This is a genomic window from Pseudoalteromonas sp. 3J6 (assembly GCF_903995135.1).
In the GTDB taxonomy this organism is placed as follows: Bacteria; Pseudomonadota; Gammaproteobacteria; order Enterobacterales; family Alteromonadaceae; genus Pseudoalteromonas.
On the sequence record NZ_LR877185.1, the window covers coordinates 3,695,114 to 3,717,945 of the forward strand.

Consider the following 22,832-nt stretch of genomic DNA (forward strand, 5'->3'; position numbering starts at 1 on the left):
CTTGCTAAGCGCTAGCCTTGCGTACTTACGGTAAACTCAATACGGGCATCGTTAGATTGAGATGCACTGAGTTTAAATTGCTGCCACCAAGGTTCAAGATGAAGCTTATCGTTAATCTCGCGCCATAATTTAGCCCCATAACTAACGGCATTTTGGTTTATGGTAAGCTCAAACTTGCAAATTGTTTGCTTACACTTAAGCGCTGTAAGCTCCGCGCTATCTGCAAACTCATTAATAATTAAAAAGTCATTTAACGCGACTTCAAGCTCGTAACTCCATTCGAGATTATCAGCTTCTTGCTCAAACTGTATTGCGAGCTCATCATCAAGCTCTACACTTTCTAATTGATTTAACTTTAGCTGTTGTTGAGACTGCTTAAGCTGGATTGATTTTTTTTCAAGCCGCTGATTAAGCTCAACCACATGTTGTGCCAGCTGAGTTTGTTGATCAGTCACTTGGGCTTTATTAACCTGCACTAGGCCTTGCAAAGTAGTTGCTTGATTATTGACTTGAGTGTTAGGCGAAGAGATTACAGTTTGTTTGGGCGCTAAGAAAACACGTGTGGAATCTTTAAAAAATAAAAAGTAACCACTTGCCAACGCCACACCTGAAGAAAAACAGAGTAGCATGGCCACAAGGTTACTTTTATATATCATTTCTAAGTACTCAAAAAGTTAAAGCATTGCACTGGTGTGCGATTCGTTTTCTGGCTCGGGATACTCTAAAAAGTTTTGATTCATACTTTCTGCCGGACACTCACAATCGGGACGACCAATAATTTTTGCAGGTACGCCAACAGCAGTTGTGTGAGGCGGGACAGGGCTTAGTACCACAGAGCCTGCGCCAATACGTGCGCCCTCACCCACTTCAATATTACCCAATACTTTAGCACCCGCACCAATAAGTACGCCCGCTCTAATTTTAGGATGGCGATCGCCTTGCTCGTTACCCGTACCACCTAATGTAACCGATTGTAATATCGATACATTATCTTCAATCACGGCAGTTTCGCCTATCACTATACCGGTGGCATGGTCAAACATGATGCCTTGCCCGACTTTACAGGCAGGGTGAATATCAACCCCAAACACCTCTGAAGTACGGCTTTGAATAAAGCGAGCCAGCTCTTTACGGTTTTGTTGCCATAAGCAGTTTGCTAAACGGTGTGCTTGTATTGCGTGAAACCCTTTTAAATTTAAAATCACAGTAAGGTAGGTTTCGGCCGCAGGGTCACGATCTTTTACTGCTTTAATATCATGAGCAACATACGTCAGCATCCGGTCACACTTTACAAAAGCTTGGTCAAACAGCTCACGGATTGTAAAGGCAGAAACCACAGCGTCAGCTAGTTTATTAGCAACAATAAAACTCAATGCAGACCCTAAGCATTCGTGATTTAAAATACACGAATACACATGGCTCGCTAAAAGAGGTTCACGGGTTACTACTTCATTTGCTTCACTGCGAAGCTGTTGCCAAATTTCATGACGCATAATAATGCCTTAAGATTAGTACAAAGAGCCTACCGCTAATTCTAACGGATTTAGCCGCCTAGGTGTTAATCCCTTTGTTATTTGTTCTAGTTATTAGATATAACCAGGGTCTGTTGACCTTTCAAGGTTAAATTTGCAGCAGCCTGTTTGGTATTTAAGCAAGGCAGAGCCTATGCAGTGTGGTTATTCCTCATAAGTAGATGAAGGCGCTACCCGTAGGGTTCTGCCTAGGGGCGATTTACTCTTTGTTGTCTACATGGATGTAGGTAAGGGGCGTGAGCAGGACGCGGAAGCTTTGCTCGGTTTTTACTTATTCTTACATGGATGTAAGCCAGTAGAATAACGCAGGAGCAGTTATCGAGCCCACTAGGTTACAAACCTCGCGCCGCGATTAAACCGCCCCTAGTTTGAACAAATTTTAATCCCCAAAGGTCAACAGACCCTAGTATTTACAACCTAAAATATAAAAATGCCCCAATGCTTAAGGCACCGGGGCATTTTTTAATTCTTAAAAACTTAAATTATTGAAATACTTTATCCACCTTCACTACTTCAATATTTTTCGCTGGTATTGCCAGTTTGTAATCAGCAATCACTTTATCTTCAGCTACTAACTCGGCAGGCTTATCGGTGTTGTACACCATAGGCGAGGTTTGCATAGTTGCTAAACGTTTTTGCATATCTTCACCATCACCGGTAACAAACACATAGTGCATATTCTCGGTTTGTAGGTTGTCTTTAATCACTCGATTTACATCGTCAACAGTCAATGTTTTCAGTTTGCTTGTAACGTAGTTTACAAAACTATCGGTGTTATAAAACTCGCTATCTAGCGCATAACCTAACTGACGATTTTGACTAGCAACCATTTGCGGCACAAAGTTAATTAAAAAGTTACGTGTGGCTTCAAAATCAGCCTCAGTCATGCCATTTTTAATTAATTTATCTAGCTCAAATAATGCGGTACGGGTAGCAAAATGCGCATCGTTGTTTGAGCGCAGTGGACGCAGCCACACCTGGAATATTTGCTCCGAGCGGCCTAAGTTTGCATCAGGTTTAGTTTGAAACATACCTCTAGGGAAGTATTCAATATAGGCGTAATCGCCATAGTTCATGCCACGCGTTTGACGAATACGTTCGTACAAGTAACTGTTAGAACTACGATGCTCACCAAAGTACGAACGCACTAGCCACAATGCAGTCCAGTCTTCGCTGCTACGAATTGTATCAATAGGAAAGCCAAACGATACAGCTGTTGATTGCGCTGACTTTTCAACAATTGTTGCATGATGACCTTTAAGCTCTGGCGCATCAGGGATTGTTAAGCGGCTTTGTTCGCCTTTTGGAAGTGTCGCCAAGTCAGCTAACATTTGTGCTTTAAGTTTTTCAGGTACGGCACCAATTAAACCCACAGTAAGTTTAGCTTGTGTAAGTTCAGCATTATAAAACGCTTTAACATCATCAAGAGTCAGCGCTTCTAAATCAGATAAGTCACCGTAGTTATAGCTTTCATAAGGGTGGCCTTTATAAAGCACGCTGTAGAGCACTTCTTTACCCAACTCTTCGTCGTTAGAAGCTTTTAAGCCTGATTTAATGCCATCGATCATTTCTTTTTTCAGGCGCTTAAAGTCATCTTCTCTAAAGCCTGGGCTTAACAGCTGCTCACTCACTAAAGCATACCACTGAGCAGCATTATCTTTATGAATACGCCCTTGGAACGACAGCATTTCTTTATCTATTTGATAACCAAAGCTACCCGCCAGTGGGTACATTGCCTTTTTAATATCTTTGTAACTCATTGCGGTTGAGCCACCTTGCGCCAGCATTGCGGCAGTCAGTGCTGCAACCCCTTTTTTACCCTGCGGATCGGCAGCGGCACCGGTATTAAATAATAAGTTAATATCGATTAACGGCGAGCTATTGGTTTTATCAAGCACCTTAAAGATAGGCTTACTCGGTGCTTGCTGATACTTAGCTACCAAGGCATTTAAGTCGCTTTCTTGCTCAAAACCAGGGGCTTTATCAAGTGCCGACATAGTAATTGTGGTGCGGGCATTATCAACAAAATACTTATTTGCAACGGCTCTAATATCTTCGCTAGTGATATTGTCTGCCGATTTATACAGCTGATTAATCACCTCAGGATCGCGCTCAAAATGCATATAGCTGGCAAGTGTCGAGGCAATTGCTTGCGATGAATCTAAACCATTTATAAAACTGTATTTAAGGTTAGACTTTAAATCGCTGAGTTTTTGGCTATCAACCAACTCGGTACGCGCTTTAGCATACGTACGATTAATGGCATCACGTACTGTGGCTAAATCATCGGCATTTTCAACTTTTACAAATACATGCAGTAACCCTGGATCTTTAGTTTCAGGGTTATAGGTAAACATTTGACTCGCTATTTGCTTTTCTACTACCAGCTCTTGGTAAATATCTGAATTGCTCGAAAAATAAAGCTGCGACAGTAAATCTAATGCGGCTCTGTCTTTTTTCTGAGGCTCCCATGCAGCCCCTTTATACGACACAAGTAACCAATGGCCAGGTAATCCTTCGTTTTGCTCATGCACATATTTTGGCGCTTGCTGAGTTGGCTCTTTTGGAATATCAGCAACATAGTCGCCTTTTTGCCAGTTACCCCAGTGCTTTTTAACCATCGCCATGGTCTCTTTTGGCTCAACATCACCAACAATCACAAGCGATACATATTCAGGCTTATAAAACTTAGCAAAAAATTCTTTACCGTAGGCCATTTGATCTGGCATGGCTTCAATATCTTCAAAAAAGCCCATAGTAGTGTGTTTATAGGTATGTTTATCGAACGCTTCTTGGCGTACCGCACTTAATAATTTACGAATTGGACTGGCATTATTTTTTAAGTACTCGCCTTTAACCGTTAGCGCTTCCGTTCTAAATTGTTCTTCGGTGTAGCTTAAGTTTTGAAAAATATCAGCTTCAATCTCAAGTACTTTATCAAGATGCTGTTTTGAAAAATTTAAGTGGTAGTTAGTGTAATCGTTAGTTGTATAGGCGCGGTTATCAACCCCTGAATTTTTTAGAATATCTGAATACACATCTTGCGGAAACTTTTCAGAGCCTTTAAACATCATGTGTTCAAAAAAGTGAGCAAAACCAGTTTTACCCGCTTCCACTTCATTACGCGAGCCAACAGATACAGGTATTTGTAGCGATACTACATCTGGGTAATCGGTTTTAACTACCATAACGCGCAAGCCGTTATCTAGCTCTTCTATTAGGTAATCTTGTGAAAAAACACGCTCATCTGCTTTATTAACTTGTTCTTGTTGGGCTACTGTTTGCGTGTTTTGACTTTGCTGCATAGCGCAACCCGTTAAAGCCAGCGATACCGCTAGGCTAGTTGCCAATAATTTAAATTTCATTGTTATCCCTTTTTAAATTGAGCAATTTTTAAAACATTTACCAAACTAAGTATGCCGTAAAGCAATTAAATATAAGAGCCCTAAGCCTATTAATTATGTAAACAACTGTGTCAGTTATTGCTGGTAACTTGGTTTAATCATGAAAATAATTCACGTTTGTTGAGAAACTTTCAATAAATAAATCTATCTAGACGTCTAAATGGCTGCTATATTAAATCCATCATCACAAATTAAGCTGGAATGAGGATTATGGCTTTATCACTTCAAGAAAAAATACAGGACACCAACCAAGGTGTTTACCTAATTGGCACAACACCGCCAAAAATTGGGACTGATAAAGCGCAATTAAAAGTCATTGCCGAAAAGTTATTAGGCCGTTTACACGAAATTGAATATGACGGTGTGATTATTTATGACATTCAAGATGAAAGCAGCCGTACAGAGCAAGCGCGTCCATTTGCATTTAAGCAAACAGTTGATCCGCGCGAGTACAGTCAACTCTTACGAGGCTTATCTGATCTTGATGTAATTACTTATAAAAGTGTAGCTCAGCGCGGTGTGAGTGAGTTTAAAGCGTGGTTAGATGAAACTAAAAATGACTACGATTTAAAAAACGTGGTGTTAGTGGGCAGCCCATCATCAGCAGGTGATATAAAGCTGAGCTTACCGAATGCCTATAAAACACTGGCAGAGCAGTCTGAAGATTTCTTTTTAGGTGGTGTAACCATTGCTGAGCGCCATGCCAATAAGCGCAACGAACACCAACGCTTAATAGAAAAAACAGCACAAGGGTGCCAGTTTTTTATCTCTCAAGCCGTTTACAATGCACAAGCAACCATAGATTTAATAACCAGTTATGCGCGCACATGCAAAGCACAAGGCCTGACACCTAATCGGATTATATTAACCTTTACGCCTTGTGGTGGTGATAAAACCTTAGAGTTTATGCAGTGGCTAGGTATCTCAGTGCCAGAGGCAACTAAATGGCGCATGCTTGATTCGGAAAATACGCTAAGCGAATCAGTGCGTATTTGTCGCGAAAACCTCGACTCGATTTTAAAAAGCTGTGCTCACTTAGGTGTGCCACTGGGTTTAAATATTGAAAGCTTAACCAATCGTAAAGAAGAAATAGATGCGTCTATTAATTTATATCGTTTATTAAAAGCAACAATGGAGCTTAACCTTGCGGAGAAACTGATAGCTTAATTGCGGGGTTCGAGGTTCGGGGTTCGGGCAACAATAATAAGCGACATAGAATAAGCCAGTTCAAGTAGTTAGCTTCGTTTATTTTAATAAGTACTAACTTGATCTGTTAGGTTTGAACAAAGCTAGTTTTTCGATGCCATGAGATGGAGTCCACCGTTTGAACTCCACAAAGCCATGCTTTTTGTACAACTTTATTGCAGGCTCGTTAGCTACAGCCGTTTCTACAATGGCTTTTGTATATTCGAATGAGCCAAGAACGTAACTAAGTAATTTGCTTGCAATGCCTTTCCTAAAATAACTTGGGTCAACAGTTAAACTGTCGATCTCTAAATACTTATCTTTTAAAGTAATCTCTATAACTGCGGCAATACATCCATTTTCAATAAAACCGTAAAATAGGGTTTTGGAACTTTCTATATCTTTGGCACTGCGCGATAGCGGTGGAAAATTAAGAGTACCAATAAGTTTAGCTTCAACTTTACTTCCGAGTTACACCAATTGGTAGATCAAGTTCGCTCGTTGTTAAACTTACATCAAATTTACATTCGACTTTTTCTCGGTCAATTGTTGACGTTCCTCATCACTTAAATCATCTCTGCGCAACAAAATGTTTAAATGTTTTAACGCTTCTTGTTTTTTACCAAGTTTTACAAAGGCGTCAACGATATGAAGCCTAGAGCTATATTCAGATGGCTCCTGACTGATGTTGTAGCTAAAATACTTAATTGCTTCAGCAGGATTTTCTAAGTAGGAGAGTTGTCCTATGCCTTCATCATACATTTGCCAGGATTTTGGTTCAATTTGATACCCATATAGGGTTGATAGCTTTTTGAAGTGCGCTAGGACACTTTCGTAGCCTTCAACTGATGTTTCATATGGAATAGACCACTGAGGGTACAAACCTCTGAGTGCCCCAATTGTCCCGTAAATCGGTGTATTCTGATGAGGCTCTTCTCGAAAGTATTCAAATTTGTAACGCAGGTTCGGTGTATTTAAATTCGCAAGTTCTCTCTCTATCTTTTGAATCCCTGAGAGCATCTGAACACCTTCTGGGGAATCTGATTCTGGGTTACCTTCATTCCCTATATTCATGTATAGAAAATTTTTGTGCATGGGATTCGTTTTTACGAACTTAATGAGATCGCTAACGGTTTTTCCGCTCTCCCAGAACACAGAGGGACTATTGGCAAAGTGCGCTTGGAACAAGTTTGGCCTTTTATGAAAACTATGTGACACAAGCAGCCCGCCGTATGAATGCCCAGAGAGTATTCTAAATTTTTCTGTCCGATAATGTTTCTCGATGTATGGGATAACGTCTTGTTCAATAAACGTTAAATACTTATCTGCCCCGCCGCTATGCTCTTCGTAATTTGGATCAGATGTTGGTGTAAAATCTCTGCCTCTGTTAGAAGTAGAGATCCCAACGATGATCATTTGAGGGGCGCTATTGTATCCATTCAGCGGGGCAAGAACGCCTGATACAAGAGGCAACCCTACAGGCGCATCTAAAGTGTAAAGAACAGGATAACGATAGTTTTGATTGAATTCACTTTCATACTTGAAAGGCAATTGAACATAGATATCAACGGTTTCATTTAACACAGAAGATGAAATTGGTATTTTTTGAAAAGGTAAATGCCGCTCAACAGCATTTTCTTTAAATGAATCCGCATACGCACTAAAGAAAGCCGTGACAATAAAAAAAATCGTGCAGAAATACTTGGTCATTCAATGTCCTTATTTAAATGCTTGTTTAGTAAAAGAAACTCCAGAATAAGGGATTGCTTAGATGGAGTCTAGTCACATGGAAACAATCAAGGTGTTGAAAAAAATAGCAGCTCCGAATTCTGACACGGACGCTTGTTGCGCTCTTGATACAAATTCCTAAATCATACGAACGAGTGCTTTAGCAGTGGTAGATACCTTCGAATAAGACAATTATTGATCTGTGTTTCGTTTATTTTTGTTTCGATCAGATTGCCCAAATAGGTATTACTTGCTAAGGTCACTACGGCAAAGTCGCTCGGTAATTAGACCGACAGAATCCCTTGGTAATCACACTACTACACAAAAGATTAAATACACACCCATTTTGCTATTACTTCAAACATACTTTCAACTTTAATAGGCTTTGAAATATAGCCATTCATACCGCAATCTTTCGCCTTTAACAAATCGGTTTCTCTTGTATTAGCAGTCATTGCAATAATGGGTAAATTTTTAAACTTTGCTTGTTTTTTTATTTCTTTGGCTGCTGTGTAACCATCCATTCGGGGCATCTGGCAATCCATTAACACCCCATCATAGGTTTTATTTTTTAGCGCTTCTAATGCCTCAATACCATCATTGGCAACATCAACGATTAAGCCTTTTTTGCGAAGTATTTGTGTTGCTACTTGCTGATTGAGCGGGTTGTCTTCAACCAATAAAATATTAATACCTTGAAGCTTTTGTAATGCATTTTGTGTATCTGAGCTCTCTTGTGATTCTGGTTTATTAAGTGTTTTTATATGCATAATTTGTAAAAGTACATTGTATAATGTGCTTTTAATAATTGGTTTAATAAGTACTTTATAAGTGTTATCAGCAAACCCTAGTAGGCTTTCGTTGAGTGCTTTATTTTCACAAGGTGCTACTACGATTAGCTTTTTCGCATTTAATTTGAGTTCATTACGAAGAGACTGCGCAGCCCCGTCATTATTTAAATTTAAAGTACGCCAATCTATAAAAATAAAATCGTAATCATGTAAGGCGCTTAACCGGTCTAGCACTTGGTTGATATTATTTGCAATATCAACCTTAACTTCAAATCCAATAAGCAGTGTTTGTAATGATGCTAACGTACTGTCTGAACTTTCGATAACAAGGGCCTGCTTAGCTCTAACATGTGATATTTCAAACTCACTTTTCTTAGTCGAATAGCTAAGTGGAATAGTAAAACTAAAACAACTTCCTTTATTCAGCTTACTGTTTACTAAAACATTTCCCTGCATTAGTTCTACCAATGTTTTACTTATTACCAAGCCAAGCCCAGTTCCACCAAACTTTCGTGTAGTAGACACGTCAGCCTGAGTAAAAGGTTTAAATAGTGAATCTACTTGTGCTTGGCTCATTCCAATACCATTGTCTAAAACAGAAAAAGTGACACTGCAAAAATTGTCTACCTTTTGCGCTAACTTTACAGCTAATACAACTTTACCGCGGGTTGAGAACTTCAGTGCATTATTAAGCAAATTTAACAGCACTTGATTAAGCCTTAATGCATCACCAATAAAAAAGTCAGGCAGTAAGGGGTCAATATCAAACAGCACTTCAATTTTTCTTTGTGATGCTAGCGTGCTAATAATATTGACAAGATTTTCTAGAAAGATATTAAAATTGAATTCTTTTTGTTCTAGCTCTATTTTACCCGCTTCGACCTTTGAAAAGTCTAAAATATCATTAATGATCCCTAATAAAGACTCTGCCGAATAGTGAATTTTTTCAACATAGTCGCGTTGCTTATCAGAAAGCCCGGTATCTAAAGCAAGATAAGCCATGCCAATTATTGCATTCATCGGGGTACGAATCTCATGACTCATATTTGCCAAAAAGTCTGATTTAGCATTATTTGCAGCTTCTGCATCTTGTTTCGCAAGTTTGAGGGCATGGGTTCTATTAGCAACCTCTTGCTCTAAGTTTTCAGCCGCTCCTTTGAGCACTTCATTGGCTTCGTAAAGTTGTAATGATTTGGCTTCTAATAGCTTTTCAGCTTCTTTTCGCGCCAAACGCTCTCGCTCTAACCTGCGCTGTAAAAGAGCAATGTCCATATCTAACCTACCAATGTTAAGTTAAACGTAGCAACTTGATGATCGTCATTGATATCGCTGCTTATACTTATATTTTCCTTAAAATGTTCGGCTGCGCCTTCTATTAATCCCTCAGCGAGCATGGCAAATGGGTTACTTGAATGATAAATCATCTGCATTTGGGTATTGCTTAAGTGGTTGGTTTTAAAGGTGGGCAACTCAACGTCGGTATATAGTTTTTTAACTTCTACATGCACGTGCTGATCTATGGTATCTAAAAAATCAAATGTTGTAGTGAGCTCTTCAAAAAACTGTGGATAGTAGACTAAGAAGCGCTTTAGTAAGTATTTACCGTATTCTTTAACGAGTACATCAACCGGAATATCAACAATACTGCTCAGTGAGGTCACTAACTTTAAAAGCTCTTGCTTATTATAGTTACCAACACTGGTATAAGCCCCATTGGAATCCAGTTCGTTTTGCTCAATGATTTGATCAGCAACTGCTGGTGAAAATGTGATCTCGACCATTTCTAGAAATTCAGTAAAAATAATACCTTTCATACAACTACCCACTCATTAGCTATAAACAAAGTATAGTTTCAAACTAAAAAAATTCACGTACATAGCATGCGTATATGTTAATTAGTTTGCTGTGTATATTGGCATAACAAGTTAATAGCAATTAACGATTTAATAACCGATTTTTTTATTTAACTTATATTTTTGCTTATTTTTATACATTGATTGGTCTGCATCATTTAAAAGTGTTTCAAATGGCTGCTTTTTTTGCTCAGAAAAACTATAACCAACACTTAGTGATAACTCGCAAATTCCTTCTAATGCTAGTGCATTAGCAAACTCAATCGAAATTGTATTTATAATGTGGTCTAGTTTACTCTTATCATTTATTTGCATGACAGCAACAAACTCATCGCCTCCTAAGCGCCCCATGATGTCGGCATCTCTTAGGTGTTTTTTTAACGTTGTGGCTAATGTAATAAGGGCTTTATCGCCCGCTCCGTGGCCAGAGTTATCGTTTAATTTTTTAAAATCGTTAATATCGATAAATAAGCAACACACATCAAAACCTAAACGATGAGAAAGGTTTAGTTTTTGCTGAGCAAGTAAACTTAATGCTCGACGATTATAAATATTAGTGAGCGGGTCTAGCATTGCAATTTCGCGCATTTTTTCAAAATTATATACAAGCGCTAAATCGTCTTCTATTAAGTCTCGTAACTGATTAATGAGCTCAAAATATTCATTCGTATAGTTTGTTTCTTTGTTGTCTTTTAAGCAAAGCGTCCCAAATACATCTCCTTGCGGCCAGTGAATGGGTAAACCTAAGTAGGAGTTAACGCCATTTTCAACTACCTCAGGCATGGCGTTCCACATTTCAGTACTAGCAGCATCATTAACATATAAGAGATTGTCACTTTCGACCACATGCCTACAAAACATATCACTTTCAGGAGGAATAGTAGGGTTGGTCTCAAAGGTTGACCCACCCTCGTTTTTTCTGATAACTACTCGGTAACCTATGCTTGTTGCCTGTACTATATATCCGGAGGGAGCTGAAAATAACTCAGCAATTAAATCAATTATTTTTTGCCACTTATCTAGTGATATCTGACCATCAAGGCCAGTAAATGCCCACTTATCAGTCTCAAACATTTTATACCCCCGCTATTATTTACCTAAGTATAGGCAAAAAAAAATGCTTAAAAAGTAGTATTAATCACTGTATTAATTACATTGACTCAAAATTAAAGATATTTAGTAACTTAATTGTGCTTTAAGAACACTCTAATTTTTACTTTCGGCGTCTATTTGGCGCTCTTTGCCCTGTAATACGTTTTTTATCGCGATCTTTACGCGCTTTGTTAGTGTTTTTGCGGTTGTCTTTTGGCGGCTTATTTAAATCAGGTTCATAGCCTTCAAGCCATTGTGGTGTTAAGCGGGTATCAAGCAGTACTTCAATTTCTTCAAGTAGCCATTGCTCATCAAGACTCACTAACGACATTGCAAGGCCTTGCTCGCCAGCTCGTCCTGTACGGCCAATACGATGCACATAATCTTCAGCTATATATGGTAATTCAAAGTTAATTACGTATTTAAGTGCCGGTATGTCTAAACCGCGCGCCGCTACATCGGTGGCTACTAAAACACGCGTACTACCCTCTTTAAAGTTTTGTAATGCGCGGTCGCGAGCACCTTGTGATTTATCACCATGAATAGATTCGGTTTTTAAACCATCTTTACACATTTCTTTGGCAAGCTTATCGGCCATTTGTTTTGTGCGGGTGAATATAAGTACTTGGCGCCAGTTTTTCATGCCAATCATGTGCGATACCAGTTCGCGCTTTCTGTCTTCATCTACTGCGTAAATAACTTGTTCAACCTCTACAGCAGCAGAGTTGCGCTTATCAACTTCAATAAGCTCAGGATCTTTAAGCAATTTTTTACTCAGCTCAAATACACTGTCATCAAAGGTGGCGGAAAACAGTAAGGTTTGACGATCGCCTGGGATATGACGCAGTATTCGTTTAATTTCGTCAATAAAACCCATATCAAGCATACGGTCTGCTTCATCAAATACTAAAGAGTCCACGCTTGAAAGCACCACACTGCCCTTCACTATATGATCAAGTAAGCGCCCTGGCGTTGCCACTATTACTTGCGCTGTTTTAAGTGCTTTGATTTGTGGACCAATGCTTGCACCACCATAGGCAAGTGCACCTTTTATATCTGTACCTTGTGCGTATTTTTCAAAGCTTGCAAATACTTGCTGAGCAAGCTCCCTAGTGGGCGTTAAAATAACCACACGAGCAATGCCTGGTTCGTCTTTTTTAGCGGTATTTAAAAGCTTGTGTAATAGCGGTAAAACAAAAGCGGCTGTTTTACCGGTGCCAGTTTGAGCGCTGCCCATAACGTCTTTGCCCGCTAAAATTGGAGGTATCGTTTTGTGCTGAATGGCGGTAGGCGTAGTGTAATTATTTTGCTCTATTGCCGTTAATAGTAACGGGTCTAGGGCTAGTGATGAGAACGATGTGGCAGACATAAGCTTGGCTTTAAAAAAACAAAGAACGCTATTATACCTGAGCTTTAGTAATAAAAAAGGCGCTAAATAGCGCCTATATAAAATGAAGTATTTAAGCCGGTTTTAATGTGGCTTTACGTTCATTATAAAATGCAATTAAATCATCTACGGTGCTTTGACAGTACTCACGAATACCCGATACGACCATGTGTTTTTCACCAAAACCCACTTTTTCGCCGTTTTCTAATAAATTAAAGCGCAAGGTTATTTTGCCGCGTTTACCAGCGTATTCAAAGCTTGGCTCTGCAAACTCTAGAGTCGGTGATTTAATATCAATGTTATTAAGGTTAATTATCATTGATTCATAAATAATCATAGGACGCGCAGGGTTTATCATTACCTCTTGCTTGCCCATTAAAGGAATAATTACATGCGGGAACGCAGCACCTGAGAACTCAACATAATTTTTTATTAAACTGTTTGTAAGTGTTGGGCATTTACTGGTTTTACCATCGCGTTTAACCTTTAAAATTACTTTTTCGCCATGGTTTACATCAAACTCTTCTCCAGGTTGTTCTGGAAAATTTAGCTTGGTATTTTCATCAACCATACCGGCAAAGGTAAACTCCATTCGCTCACTAATGCCATAGCGGTCTAACACTAGAGAAAAAAGTAAGTCTCCTGGTGCGCAAAACTTTTTAGCGTCTTTATCATGAAGCGGGTTGTAGTCGTCGGCTACACATTTAGCAAAGCGACAACCTTGCTCACGAGAAATTGAAACATAATCAGCATGCTGCTGATAGTAAGGACTTAACATAGTGTGTTCACTGCTTAAACTGCTTATAACCTAGCTATACTACCAGAAAAAAAATCTTGAGAGGTCGAATCTGTTTAATAAAGGCGAAAAATGATAATTTGCAACTCGCTAATTTACTAAGTAAATTAGGCAAATACGAGTTTAAGGGATTAACTAATGAAGTATTTTTCTTTATTAATATGCGCGATTTCATTTTTAACTGGCTGTAATAACGTTACTTACACAACCAATATCGACGACGACGTTTTATCAGAACACGTTTCAAGCCACATTAAAAAACGTGGCCTAGAGCAGTTTTACAGTGTACAAGACGCTCTCGATAGAGGTGCAAGCCCCCTTGGTGGAATAAAAGGCGAAAGCTGCGATGTATCAGATGATACGCGAACATCCTCAATTAGCTATAACCGCTTGAAATCACAAGCTATAGAATCCCTTAAAAACGATGTGCTTTATTTAGGTGGCAATGCATTTACACTAGAGCAGTGCCAATCAGTATCCCGCTACAATTGTGATTTAGCCGTTATTTGTACAGGACAAGCCTATAATTATTAATAGCTCAAAATTATCTAATTGAGACTATAACGCTATGTAATTCGTTTTCTCTCATTTCCCCTATCAAACAACAAGCTGTATTTGCCAATGACTTTTTACTTTTTAGCTGCCGCTATTTTATGTGTTTTCCCACAGTGTAAACTCACTGTATTTCGCCAACCATTATGGCAATACTTATTGCTGCTAAGTGTTATTACTGCCTATTATCAAGAGTATATAAATTTAAACGCGGTTGCTGTTATAGCTGTTTATGTGGGATTGTTTCACTTTACGCTATTGGCAACCTCAGCGTTAAAACGTAATGTTCTAACGTCTTTATTTATAACAGCCTCACTCGGGTTAGCCTTACATTGGTTTGCGGGTTTTAATAACCTGCCAATTGTTGTTAATGAACAAGTCACCAGTAACGCAATTGCATTTACCCTGTATGCTAATTTCGATAAAGCATTAGCGGGTTTAATGCTGAGCGCTTATTTTTTTGCAAAAAACAAAACGATAAAGCCAGTAACTATCGGCTACCCTGCTTTAATCATAATTATCACTATTTTAGCGGCGCTTATAACTGCTTTAACGTTAAACCTTGTTGAATTTGCACCAAAAGTACCTGAATTTTGGTTGTTATTTATAGCTATCAACCTACTTTTTACCTGCGTTGCAGAAGAGGCATTATTTAGGGGAGTGATACAAACTAAGCTTTCAAAACTAATAAACCCGAGCAGGTTTGCACTGCTCGCACCGGTGATCAGTACTTGTGTATTTTCACTGGCACACTTTTCAGCGGGTACTCATTATATGCTTGTGGCGGCCGTAGCAGGTTTTGGTTATGGCTATATTTACTATAAAACAAGCCGATTAGAATGGGCCATTTTATGTCATTGGCTCGTTAACGTGTTTCACCTTTTCTTATTTACTTACCCTATGCTGGCAACTCCATCTTAAAACTACAGGCACAAAAAAGCCGCTAAAATTAAGCGGCTTTTGAATCTGTATAAGCGATTACGCACTTGGGTAATCGCGGTATGCGCGTTCTATCTTTTTAGCCTGCTTTTTAGAAATACCTAAATGAGCAAGCGCAACACGTAAACGTGCACGCGATAGGTCAGACCCTAAAATTTCCATTGCATCTAATACCGAAGTTGATGATGTTTTGCCGGTAATAGCCACAAATATAGGCTCTAAGAAATCTTTAATTTTAAGCTCGTGGAAGGTGGCTACTTCTTTTGCAATTGCAAAAATAGCTGGCTTTTCAAAGCTACGTAAGCCTTCTAATTGCCATACAAAAAATTGTAATGCTTGGCGAATAACATCTTCGTCAGCTTTACCTGCGGTTAATAGCGCTGGGTCGTAGGTCGGGATACCGCCTACAAAGTGCCCTGCTAAATCAACCATGTCAGAGAGTGTATTTATACGCGTTTTAGCTTCAGGTAAGACTTTAGCCAGCATGTCGCCATTAAATTTCCAGTCAACAAAACGCTGCATTAGCTCTGCATCAGTTAAGTTTTCGCGGATCCACATACCGTTTAACCAGCTTAACTTGTCTACGTCGAATACTGGGCCACCAAGCGATACACGCTTCATGTCAAAATGTTCAATCATTTCGTTAAGGGTGAACTTTTCACGCTCATCAGGCATTGACCAACCCATACGGCCTAAGTAGTTTAGCACCGCTTCTGGTAAGTAACCCATTTCTTTGTAGTAATTAATAGACGTTGGGTTTTTACGCTTAGACAGTTTTGATTTATCTGGATTACGCAGTAATGGTAAGTGACCTAGTACCGGTGCTTCCCAACCAAAATCTTCATAAAGTTTTAATAACTTAGGCGCTGAGTTTATCCACTCTTCACCACGGAAAATATGGCTAATTTGCATATGGTGATCATCCACCACGTTTGCTAAAAAGTAAGTTGGAAAACCATCCGCTTTTAATAGCACTTGCATGTCTACGTTTTCCCACGGGATCTCAATTTCGTCGCGTAGGTAATCGTTGAACTTAAAGGTACCTTCGCTTGGGATTTTCATACGTATAACATACGGTTTACCAGCAGCTAGGTTTGCTTTAATTTCGTCTTCTGTATGGTTTAAGCCACGACCATCGTATTTAGGACGCAGACCTTCGGCCATTTGCTCTTCACGCATTTGGTCCAGTTCTTCGCTGGTTGCGAAACAGTAGAATGCTTTGCCGTCTTCAACTAACTGATGAGCGTATTTTTTATATAAATCACTGCGCTCAGATTGACGGTATGGACCAAACTCACCACCTACATCAGGACCATGATCCCATTCAAGGCCTAACCAGCGTAAGCTATCCATGATGGCTTGTTCAGATTCAGGTGTGCTGCGAACTTGGTCAGTATCTTCAATACGAAGTACAAATTCACCGCCTTGCTGTTTAGCAAAACAGTAGTTAAATAAGGCAATGTAAGCGGTGCCAAGATGCGGGTCACCAGTTGGCGACGGAGCAACACGGGTACGAATTGTCATGGTAATGTCTCTTTTAATAAGTGAGATGGTATGAAATACCAATAAATATTTTAAGCGGCTACTTTGTTTAAGTAAGCAATAATATCGTTTGATTCATAAAGCCATTTTACTTGGCCATCTTGCTCAATACGTAAACAAGGTACTTTAACTTTTCCGCCTTGCTCTAATAGCTCTTGGCGGTATTGCTCATCATTTTTTGCATCGCGTGTTTCAATTTTTAAGCCTTCACGCTTAATTGAACGGCGCACTTTTACACAAAAAGGGCATGCTTTGAATTGATAGAGCTTAAATTGTGCGGTTTGCTGATCAAGCTTAGTTTGCTCTTGCGGATCACGTTTTTTGCTACGCGGCGTAAAAACAAAATTAAAAAATAAGATGATACAACCTAAAACCCAGCGAACTAATTTCATCTTCAATACTCTTTACAACAAATTTAAGGTGCAAGATTTTAACACAAAAAAGCGCAACACTATAAGCGGATTATACGTTGCGCTATATCGTTAAAAAAGTGCTTAATTACAACACCACCATATCATCTCTGTGTAGCACTTCCACGCCGCTATCGTAATCAAGTAAATGGCTGATTTGATTAGAATGTGCGCCTTTTATTTTATCGATTTCAAGATGACTAAAGCGCGTTAACCCGCGTGCAATAATTTGCTGGTTTACATCAATTAAGTTAATTAAATCTCCACGTTCAAATTCACCAATAGCGCGCGTAATGCCTTTAGCAAGTAAACTGGCGCCCTTAGATTGCAATGCATGCACCGCACCGGCATCAATTAAAATTTGGCCACTACTTTTAGGCCCTGCCAATAACCATTTTTTTCGGCCATCTTTAGGCGCGGTAAGTTTTAAAAAACGGGTGCCTGGTAGTTGCTCGCTCATGCATTTTAAAATCACATTTTCATCAGCGCCTTTGGCAATAATCACCTCAACCCCAGCTCTTCTGGCAATATCTGCGGCCTGTAGTTTGGTTGCCATACCCCCTGTGCCTAGGTTTGTACCACTGCCACCAGCAAGTTGGCGTAACTCATCATTAATATGGGTAACTTCGTCAATCAAGGTGGCGTTAATGTCGGTGCGCGGATCGCTGGTAAATAACCCTTGTTGGTCGGTCAGTAGCAGTAACTTATCGGCATTGGCTAAAATAGCCACCAATGCCGACAAGTTATCGTTGTCACCTACTTTTATTTCGCTAGTAGCAACTGCGTCATTTTCATTAATGATCGGCACTACATCGTAATTTAATAGGGCATTGAGGGTATCGCGTGCATTTAAATAGCGCTCTCTGTCGTCAACATCCGCGCGCGTTAGTAGCATTTGCCCGACGTTAATGCCATACAACGCAAATAAGCTTTGCCAAATATGAATGAGCTGCCCCTGTCCAATGGCGGCCAACATTTGTTTGTCTATTAATGTGCGCCCACAGGGTTTTAATAGCTGTTCGCGACCTGCGGCAACCGCACCGCTTGATACTAAAATAACGTGATGACCTTGCTTTTTTAGCTCACTGCATTGGCGAACAAGTTCCACCATATGTGCTTTGTCTAACTTATCGGTACCGCCAGTGAGTACGCTTGTACCTAGCTTTACAACTACGACCTGATCCCTTTGCATGTTTTTTACTTAGCGCAATAAATGATGAATTTATTTATACCAGTTCGGTATTTTTGAACAAGTAAAAAATATTCAATCACCCCCTCTGCATGCTAGGATCGCACTATATTCAACCGATTAAATTACACCTTATGCCTGCCAGTTTATGTTTAATTATTGCCACCTTTTTGTGGGGTAGCTCCTTTATTGCACTTAAATACGCGATTGCGATTTATGACCCTGCCTTGGTGATATTTTTACGTATGCTCACCACTTTACTGATTTCGTTATGTTTATGGCGTTACGTAATTCGCTTTGAATATTTAAAAGGCGATTGGAAGTACTTATTAGGCATGTCGCTGGCAGAGCCTTGCTTGTACTTTTTATTTGAAGGCCACGCAATGGAATATACCTCAGCGTCTCAAGCGGGGGTGATTGTTTCTTGTTTACCCATTATTGTGGCATTTTTAGCGTTTTTCATGCTCAAAGAGCATATTAGTAAAGCTATTGTGGTGGGTTTTACGCTGTGTATTGGTGGTAGTATTTTACTGACCTTGCTCTCACCGAGTTCAAGCCAAGCCCCAAACCCATTACTGGGGAATTTTTTAGAATTAATGGCCATGGTGTGCGCGGCATTTTATACCGTGTGTATAAAACATTTAGCTAACCGCTACTCCCCACTCACATTAATTGCTCTGCAAGGCGTGAGTGGTAGTTTGTTTTTTGCTCCGTTTTTACTGTTTATTGACCTACCCAGTGAAAACCAACACGATTTAACCGCACTAATGAGCATTTTGTACTTAGGCTCTTGTGTTACTTTGGGTGGGTACGGCATGTACAACTATGCGATTAGTAAAGTGTCGGTATTAACCGCCGCGGCTTACTCTAATTTAATCCCTATTTTCACTTTAATTTTGTCAGCTATTATACTCAACGAAGTACTAACTCTTGGGCAGTGGATCAGCATATTTGTGGTGTTTATAGGCGTAATGATTAGCCAACGCCATCAAGAACTAGTGGTCGATATTCCTAACTCAACTTCTGGTGAGGATATTTCTGCCGACACTAACCATCTTAAATCGGTACCCGAGGCCAGTGAATCAAAAGGGTAACAGGTTAATAAATACAGCCCTGATTGCTGCAAAAAATCGGTGTTGTACTGATTAATTACCTCAACATGTGTTACTGAATAATGCTGCACTTGGCCATTTTTAAGTTGTAGAGAAAATTGCTCCCCCACTTTAGCGTTTTTTAAAAACGCAAAGTGGGTATCGTTGTGGCCAGCAATAAGTGCTCCTTGCGAGTTACCAAAATCAGCCCCACCTAACTCCCCAGCAGGTAAAAAGTGGCTCGGCGCAAACGCTAAATTTCTACCACTTGCACCATCAAGCACGGTTAGTCGTTTATTATGCTTTGGCCATATTATTTGTGCCACTGGGTAACTATCAGCATAAAACCACGGCTTAATTTTTTTATTGGGCGATTTAAGGGTCGTTTGCCAAGCTTGCTCTATTAACACTTGTGCAAGCCACGCCTTTGCCTGCATGTATACACCATGGCCAAACAAGCTCAGCCCCAAGGCAAGTAAACCTATGCTTAGCCACTTTTTCATTTACAGCGCCTTACTAACAACAGACCACCTAGAAGTAGTAATGCTCCAAACACAATATGCATTTTGCTTTGCCCATCTGTTTGCGGCAAGCGCATGGTCATTCCTTGTGGCATAGTATTAGCCACTTGTGTACTTTGTTTAGCAACTTCTTTTATGGTCGTCTCTTCTATGGCAATAAACGCAGTAAATGGGCTAAGTAATTGATGCTCAAGCGCGAGCTGCTGCACTTGCTGTTTTACAACACTTTGTTGGTTGTATAACAATAACGACTTTATTTTTTGACGTGCCCAAAGTTTATCAATTCCTGTGGCCTTTGAACTTGCTTGCGGATTAAGCTTAACCTTAAACTCCCCATGCGTTGTTTGCCCCGTAAAAGTAATTGTATCGGTAGTGTCTAATTTAATAGCCACCATAATGGGCTCAGCAAAATATAGGTCAGGCAAAGGTGAGGGCCAAAAATCTAAGCTGCTTCCATTTGTATTTGTTAACGCTAAATTAGTCATAGCCGGGTGAGCAAGTTTATCAAACAACTGCTGCATTTTCGGCTGCACATCATGAGCACTGCTTATAAAGGTGTAAGTTCCCTTACCTATATCAGCGGCACGACGCATAAAATAACGGTTAGGCGCACTACCAATGCCCACAGTAAATAAACGGCTATCACCTAAGGTATGCGCAATATGTTTAAATAATTGATCTTCGTTACTTACGCTACCATCGGTTAAAAATACAACTTGGCGTACAAACCCTTCAAACTGCGTACCATCAAGTACCGCATCAAGTGCGCCTTTTATTTCAGTTCCGCCATCGGCTTGTAAGTTATAAATAAAACGCTCTGCGCGACGTAAATTGAAGTCACTGGCAATTAATGGGGTCTCACTCATGGCTGCAACCTCATTATTAAAACTGACAATATTGAAGCTATCATCACTATCTAATAATGATAATGCGTAAAACAGCGCTTTTTTAGCTTGTTCAATAGACTGCCCATGCATAGATCCCGAGGTATCAACTACAAACACCATTTCACGCGGTAAACGCTGAGATTGAGTAAAACTATCGCTTGGCGGCATTAACATTGCTAACGCATACTGCTCACCATTTTGTGCTTGCTGAGTAAAAAGTGCAGCTTGCGCTTGCGCTATTTGTAGTGGCTTAAACTCAAGTACAAAGTCTCTATTTATGGCTTGCTGTGGTTTTAGCACAATGCTGTATTGCCCAAATGCAGGGTTTTCAATATTAACTTGATGGTACTTAGCGTTTATATCAACCAATTCTAAGCCTATATCCATGTTAATTGTTAAGCTTAAATCGCTGGCATTTGCCGCCTCATTAGTTTGTTTTGTGTAAACAGGGCTTAACCAACCCTGTGGAGTGAACGAAGGTGCATTAGCGTTTTTTATCGCATGCTTATCTTGATCATCGTTAACTTCCCCTGTTATTGCATGATAGCGTGGCGTAATTGTAGTTGGAAAATGAATCGCAAAGGTTCCGTGTTGGTAATCAATAATCTCTTGATACTCAAGCGTTATAGCTATTTCTTCTCCGGGCCCTACATTTGCCACATTTGTAATAAACATATTTGCACGTTGCTGTCGCAACAATGAAGCTTGTTTGCCTGCTTTTTTGGCAGCTTGGTACTGTTTTTCAGCTTGGCGTTTTTTTGTTATTTTACCTTTGATAACTCGCTCGCCAATGCGCATGGTCATTGCTTGCACGGCGCTTTCATCGGGTAAAGGAAATACATAACGTGCATTTACGGCAAAAGGGTTTTCATTTATGTAGTGCTGCGTAACTACAACACGATTAATTAGCCCTGTTAGGGTCATTTTTGCATCGCTTTTTAAAATAACCCCAGGGTTAACCGCCACTCCTTGGCTATCAAACAAAGATAGTTTTGGCGACTGTGCATGGCTTTTAAAGCTGGCTAAAAGCACGATGATAATAAAAATAAAAAGGCTTACCTTGGTAAGCACTTTGGTGGGTTTACTCAACATAAATCACTCCCTCGAACGCCTTGCGATTAATTGCTTGCTGTTTGATCAGTCCTTTGATTAAGCGCACGGGTAGTCAGGGTAACGCGTCTGTCAAAAAAGTTATCTTCAAGGGTGTTACTATTTGCTATGCTTTGCTGCTCGCCAAACGCTTGTGTGCTCAAACGTGTATGGCTTACTCCCTGTTTAATTAAGTAACTTTGTACGGCGTTTACTCTGGCTTTTGAAAGTAATAAGTTCGCTTGCTCTGCACCGCGCTGATCGGCAAAGCCACTTAAATCGAGTGCGAGTTGCGGTTGGCTTTTTAATAACGCTACCAATTGATCAAGCTGCTTGGCAAAATGAGGAGCAATATCGCTAGAGCCTGTTTTAAATTGCACTGTCATTGCCAATAAATTATTAAGCTGTGATTGCGTTAGTTGCTCATTTTGTTGCGCCAGTAGTTCAAGTTGCGCCTCTAGGTGACTGTTATGATTAAGTACATGCTGGTAGTCGTTGGTTTTCTCTGCCATTACAGTTAAAGCTTGCTGCTGCTCAGCAATAGTTTGCTCAGCTACCTTGGCATCGCCAATCAAACCACCAGCAAATGCGCCTACAAACGCGCCAATTGGCCCACCAACAACACCACCAATAATGGCACCGGTGCTCAGGCCAACAATTGTTTCTTTTTTTGCTTCTTTTGATGGGGTATCCGCAGCAAATACTGGCGTACAAAAAGTGCTAACAAGTGTGAGTGCGATTAATGTTTTCTTCATGATCTATTCCTTACTATTAATAATGGTTGGCAAGCTATTGGTTGGCACTTGCTTTGTATTGGTAATTTCAATAGCTGTATTAAAACACC

At 39.9% G+C, this 22,832-nt stretch carries 19 protein-coding genes and 1 pseudogene; 4 read left to right on the forward strand and 16 right to left on the reverse strand.

Annotation, left to right across the window (positions count from 1 at the left end):
• Positions 1 to 11: 11 nt before the first annotated feature.
• The 3 genes from P3J6_RS16920 to P3J6_RS16930 form a co-directional block, all read right to left on the reverse strand.
• Positions 12 to 656, reverse strand: coding sequence for a hypothetical protein (locus P3J6_RS16920; RefSeq protein WP_198523607.1), 645 nt, complete (start codon positions 654 to 656; stop codon positions 12 to 14).
• Between the two features lie 18 nt (positions 657 to 674).
• Positions 675 to 1,493: a serine O-acetyltransferase gene (cysE, locus tag P3J6_RS16925; protein WP_008110273.1), complete on the reverse strand. Its 819-nt coding sequence runs from the start codon at positions 1,491 to 1,493 to the stop codon at positions 675 to 677.
• A 521-nt stretch (positions 1,494 to 2,014) separates the two neighbouring features.
• Complete coding sequence (locus P3J6_RS16930) at positions 2,015 to 4,897, reverse strand: M16 family metallopeptidase (RefSeq protein ID WP_198523608.1); 2,883 nt, start codon at positions 4,895 to 4,897, stop codon at positions 2,015 to 2,017.
• Between the two features lie 249 nt (positions 4,898 to 5,146).
• Here P3J6_RS16930 and P3J6_RS16935 point away from each other — a divergent pair, with 249 nt between their 5' ends.
• Complete coding sequence (locus P3J6_RS16935; RefSeq protein ID WP_198523609.1) at positions 5,147 to 6,103, forward strand: methylenetetrahydrofolate reductase; 957 nt, start codon at positions 5,147 to 5,149, stop codon at positions 6,101 to 6,103.
• A gap of 93 nt (positions 6,104 to 6,196) precedes the next feature.
• Here P3J6_RS16935 and P3J6_RS16940 read toward each other — a convergent pair.
• The 7 genes and pseudogenes from P3J6_RS16940 to P3J6_RS16970 all read right to left on the reverse strand — a co-directional run.
• Positions 6,197 to 6,583, reverse strand: a pseudogene (locus P3J6_RS16940) (GNAT family N-acetyltransferase); the annotation flags it as partial.
• Between the two features lie 48 nt (positions 6,584 to 6,631).
• Positions 6,632 to 7,831 carry an alpha/beta hydrolase-fold protein gene (locus P3J6_RS16945; RefSeq protein ID WP_198523610.1) on the reverse strand — a complete coding sequence of 400 codons (1,200 nt, stop codon included), beginning with the start codon at positions 7,829 to 7,831 and terminating at the stop codon, positions 6,632 to 6,634.
• A 347-nt stretch (positions 7,832 to 8,178) separates the two neighbouring features.
• On the reverse strand, positions 8,179 to 9,912 hold the full coding sequence (locus tag P3J6_RS16950; protein ID WP_198523611.1) for a response regulator: 1,734 nt from the start codon (positions 9,910 to 9,912) through the stop codon (positions 8,179 to 8,181).
• A gap of 2 nt (positions 9,913 to 9,914) precedes the next feature.
• Positions 9,915 to 10,454 carry a heme NO-binding domain-containing protein gene (locus tag P3J6_RS16955; protein WP_138606890.1) on the reverse strand — a complete coding sequence of 180 codons (540 nt, stop codon included), beginning with the start codon at positions 10,452 to 10,454 and terminating at the stop codon, positions 9,915 to 9,917.
• Between the two features lie 129 nt (positions 10,455 to 10,583).
• The gene (locus P3J6_RS16960) at positions 10,584 to 11,567 is read right to left on the reverse strand and encodes a sensor domain-containing diguanylate cyclase (RefSeq protein ID WP_198523612.1); all 984 of its coding nucleotides are present in this window, start codon (positions 11,565 to 11,567) and stop codon (positions 10,584 to 10,586) included.
• A 139-nt stretch (positions 11,568 to 11,706) separates the two neighbouring features.
• Positions 11,707 to 12,954 (reverse strand): DEAD/DEAH box helicase, encoded by a 1,248-nt coding sequence (locus P3J6_RS16965; RefSeq protein ID WP_138606894.1) that lies wholly within the window; start codon positions 12,952 to 12,954, stop codon positions 11,707 to 11,709.
• Between the two features lie 91 nt (positions 12,955 to 13,045).
• Positions 13,046 to 13,750 (reverse strand): DUF3581 domain-containing protein, encoded by a 705-nt coding sequence (locus tag P3J6_RS16970; RefSeq protein ID WP_016900441.1) that lies wholly within the window; start codon positions 13,748 to 13,750, stop codon positions 13,046 to 13,048.
• Positions 13,751 to 13,906: 156 nt separating this feature from the next.
• Here P3J6_RS16970 and P3J6_RS16975 point away from each other — a divergent pair, with 156 nt between their 5' ends.
• On the forward strand, positions 13,907 to 14,302 hold the full coding sequence (locus P3J6_RS16975; RefSeq protein WP_198523613.1) for a hypothetical protein: 396 nt from the start codon (positions 13,907 to 13,909) through the stop codon (positions 14,300 to 14,302).
• 87 nt (positions 14,303 to 14,389) lie between these two features.
• Positions 14,390 to 15,241, forward strand: coding sequence for a CPBP family intramembrane glutamic endopeptidase (locus P3J6_RS16980; protein ID WP_198523614.1), 852 nt, complete (start codon positions 14,390 to 14,392; stop codon positions 15,239 to 15,241).
• A 57-nt stretch (positions 15,242 to 15,298) separates the two neighbouring features.
• Here P3J6_RS16980 and gltX read toward each other — a convergent pair whose 3' ends face one another.
• The 3 genes from gltX to proB form a co-directional block, all read right to left on the reverse strand.
• The gene (gene gltX, locus P3J6_RS16985; protein ID WP_008111109.1) at positions 15,299 to 16,783 is read right to left on the reverse strand and encodes a glutamate--tRNA ligase; all 1,485 of its coding nucleotides are present in this window, start codon (positions 16,781 to 16,783) and stop codon (positions 15,299 to 15,301) included.
• Between the two features lie 50 nt (positions 16,784 to 16,833).
• A complete protein-coding gene (locus P3J6_RS16990; protein WP_008111110.1) occupies positions 16,834 to 17,193 on the reverse strand; it encodes a glutaredoxin family protein in 360 nt (119 codons plus the stop codon).
• Between the two features lie 106 nt (positions 17,194 to 17,299).
• Positions 17,300 to 18,403 (reverse strand): glutamate 5-kinase, encoded by a 1,104-nt coding sequence (proB, locus tag P3J6_RS16995; RefSeq protein ID WP_033102848.1) that lies wholly within the window; start codon positions 18,401 to 18,403, stop codon positions 17,300 to 17,302.
• A gap of 131 nt (positions 18,404 to 18,534) precedes the next feature.
• Here proB and P3J6_RS17000 point away from each other — a divergent pair, with 131 nt between their 5' ends.
• Positions 18,535 to 19,494, forward strand: coding sequence for a DMT family transporter (locus P3J6_RS17000; protein ID WP_033102849.1), 960 nt, complete (start codon positions 18,535 to 18,537; stop codon positions 19,492 to 19,494).
• Here P3J6_RS17000 and P3J6_RS17005 read toward each other — a convergent pair.
• From P3J6_RS17005 to pdsO, 3 genes are read right to left on the reverse strand one after another with little or no spacing between them, the layout of a single operon-like run.
• Positions 19,389 to 19,994, reverse strand: a complete 606-nt coding sequence (locus P3J6_RS17005; protein ID WP_036981504.1) for a class GN sortase — start codon at positions 19,992 to 19,994, stop codon at positions 19,389 to 19,391. The genes P3J6_RS17000 and P3J6_RS17005 overlap by 106 nt on opposite strands.
• Positions 19,991 to 21,991 carry a marine proteobacterial sortase target protein gene (locus tag P3J6_RS17010; RefSeq protein WP_198523615.1) on the reverse strand — a complete coding sequence of 667 codons (2,001 nt, stop codon included), beginning with the start codon at positions 21,989 to 21,991 and terminating at the stop codon, positions 19,991 to 19,993. The genes P3J6_RS17005 and P3J6_RS17010 overlap by 4 nt, the downstream gene beginning before the upstream one ends.
• Positions 21,992 to 22,017: 26 nt before the next feature.
• Entirely contained in the window at positions 22,018 to 22,743 is a 726-nt protein-coding gene (gene pdsO / locus P3J6_RS17015) for a sortase-associated OmpA-like protein PdsO (protein ID WP_198523616.1), read from the reverse strand.
• Between the last annotated feature and the right edge of the window lie 89 nt (positions 22,744 to 22,832).

Excerpts from the sequence above, each read along its gene's own strand:
- P3J6_RS16955 (WP_138606890.1), bottom strand. The coding sequence starts at position 10,454 with ATGAAAGGTATTATTTTTACTGAATTTCTAGAAATGGTCGAGATCACA.
- P3J6_RS16950 (WP_198523611.1), bottom strand. The coding sequence starts at position 9,912 with ATGGACATTGCTCTTTTACAGCGCAGGTTAGAGCGAGAGCGTTTGGCG.
- P3J6_RS16945 (WP_198523610.1), bottom strand. The coding sequence starts at position 7,831 with ATGACCAAGTATTTCTGCACGATTTTTTTTATTGTCACGGCTTTCTTT.
- P3J6_RS16975 (WP_198523613.1), top strand. The coding sequence starts at position 13,907 with ATGAAGTATTTTTCTTTATTAATATGCGCGATTTCATTTTTAACTGGC.
- pdsO (WP_198523616.1), bottom strand. The coding sequence starts at position 22,743 with ATGAAGAAAACATTAATCGCACTCACACTTGTTAGCACTTTTTGTACG.
- P3J6_RS16970 (WP_016900441.1), bottom strand. The coding sequence starts at position 13,750 with ATGTTAAGTCCTTACTATCAGCAGCATGCTGATTATGTTTCAATTTCT.
- P3J6_RS16990 (WP_008111110.1), bottom strand. The coding sequence starts at position 17,193 with ATGAAATTAGTTCGCTGGGTTTTAGGTTGTATCATCTTATTTTTTAAT.
- P3J6_RS16935 (WP_198523609.1), top strand. The coding sequence starts at position 5,147 with ATGGCTTTATCACTTCAAGAAAAAATACAGGACACCAACCAAGGTGTT.
- cysE (WP_008110273.1), bottom strand. The coding sequence starts at position 1,493 with ATGCGTCATGAAATTTGGCAACAGCTTCGCAGTGAAGCAAATGAAGTA.
- P3J6_RS16965 (WP_138606894.1), bottom strand. The coding sequence starts at position 12,954 with ATGTCTGCCACATCGTTCTCATCACTAGCCCTAGACCCGTTACTATTA.
- gltX (WP_008111109.1), bottom strand. The coding sequence starts at position 16,783 with ATGACAATTCGTACCCGTGTTGCTCCGTCGCCAACTGGTGACCCGCAT.
- P3J6_RS16920 (WP_198523607.1), bottom strand. The coding sequence starts at position 656 with ATGATATATAAAAGTAACCTTGTGGCCATGCTACTCTGTTTTTCTTCA.
- P3J6_RS16960 (WP_198523612.1), bottom strand. The coding sequence starts at position 11,567 with ATGTTTGAGACTGATAAGTGGGCATTTACTGGCCTTGATGGTCAGATA.
- P3J6_RS17000 (WP_033102849.1), top strand. The coding sequence starts at position 18,535 with ATGCCTGCCAGTTTATGTTTAATTATTGCCACCTTTTTGTGGGGTAGC.
- P3J6_RS17010 (WP_198523615.1), bottom strand. The coding sequence starts at position 21,991 with ATGTTGAGTAAACCCACCAAAGTGCTTACCAAGGTAAGCCTTTTTATT.
- P3J6_RS17005 (WP_036981504.1), bottom strand. The coding sequence starts at position 19,994 with ATGAAAAAGTGGCTAAGCATAGGTTTACTTGCCTTGGGGCTGAGCTTG.
- P3J6_RS16980 (WP_198523614.1), top strand. The coding sequence starts at position 14,390 with ATGACTTTTTACTTTTTAGCTGCCGCTATTTTATGTGTTTTCCCACAG.
- proB (WP_033102848.1), bottom strand. The coding sequence starts at position 18,403 with ATGCAAAGGGATCAGGTCGTAGTTGTAAAGCTAGGTACAAGCGTACTC.
- P3J6_RS16930 (WP_198523608.1), bottom strand. The coding sequence starts at position 4,897 with ATGAAATTTAAATTATTGGCAACTAGCCTAGCGGTATCGCTGGCTTTA.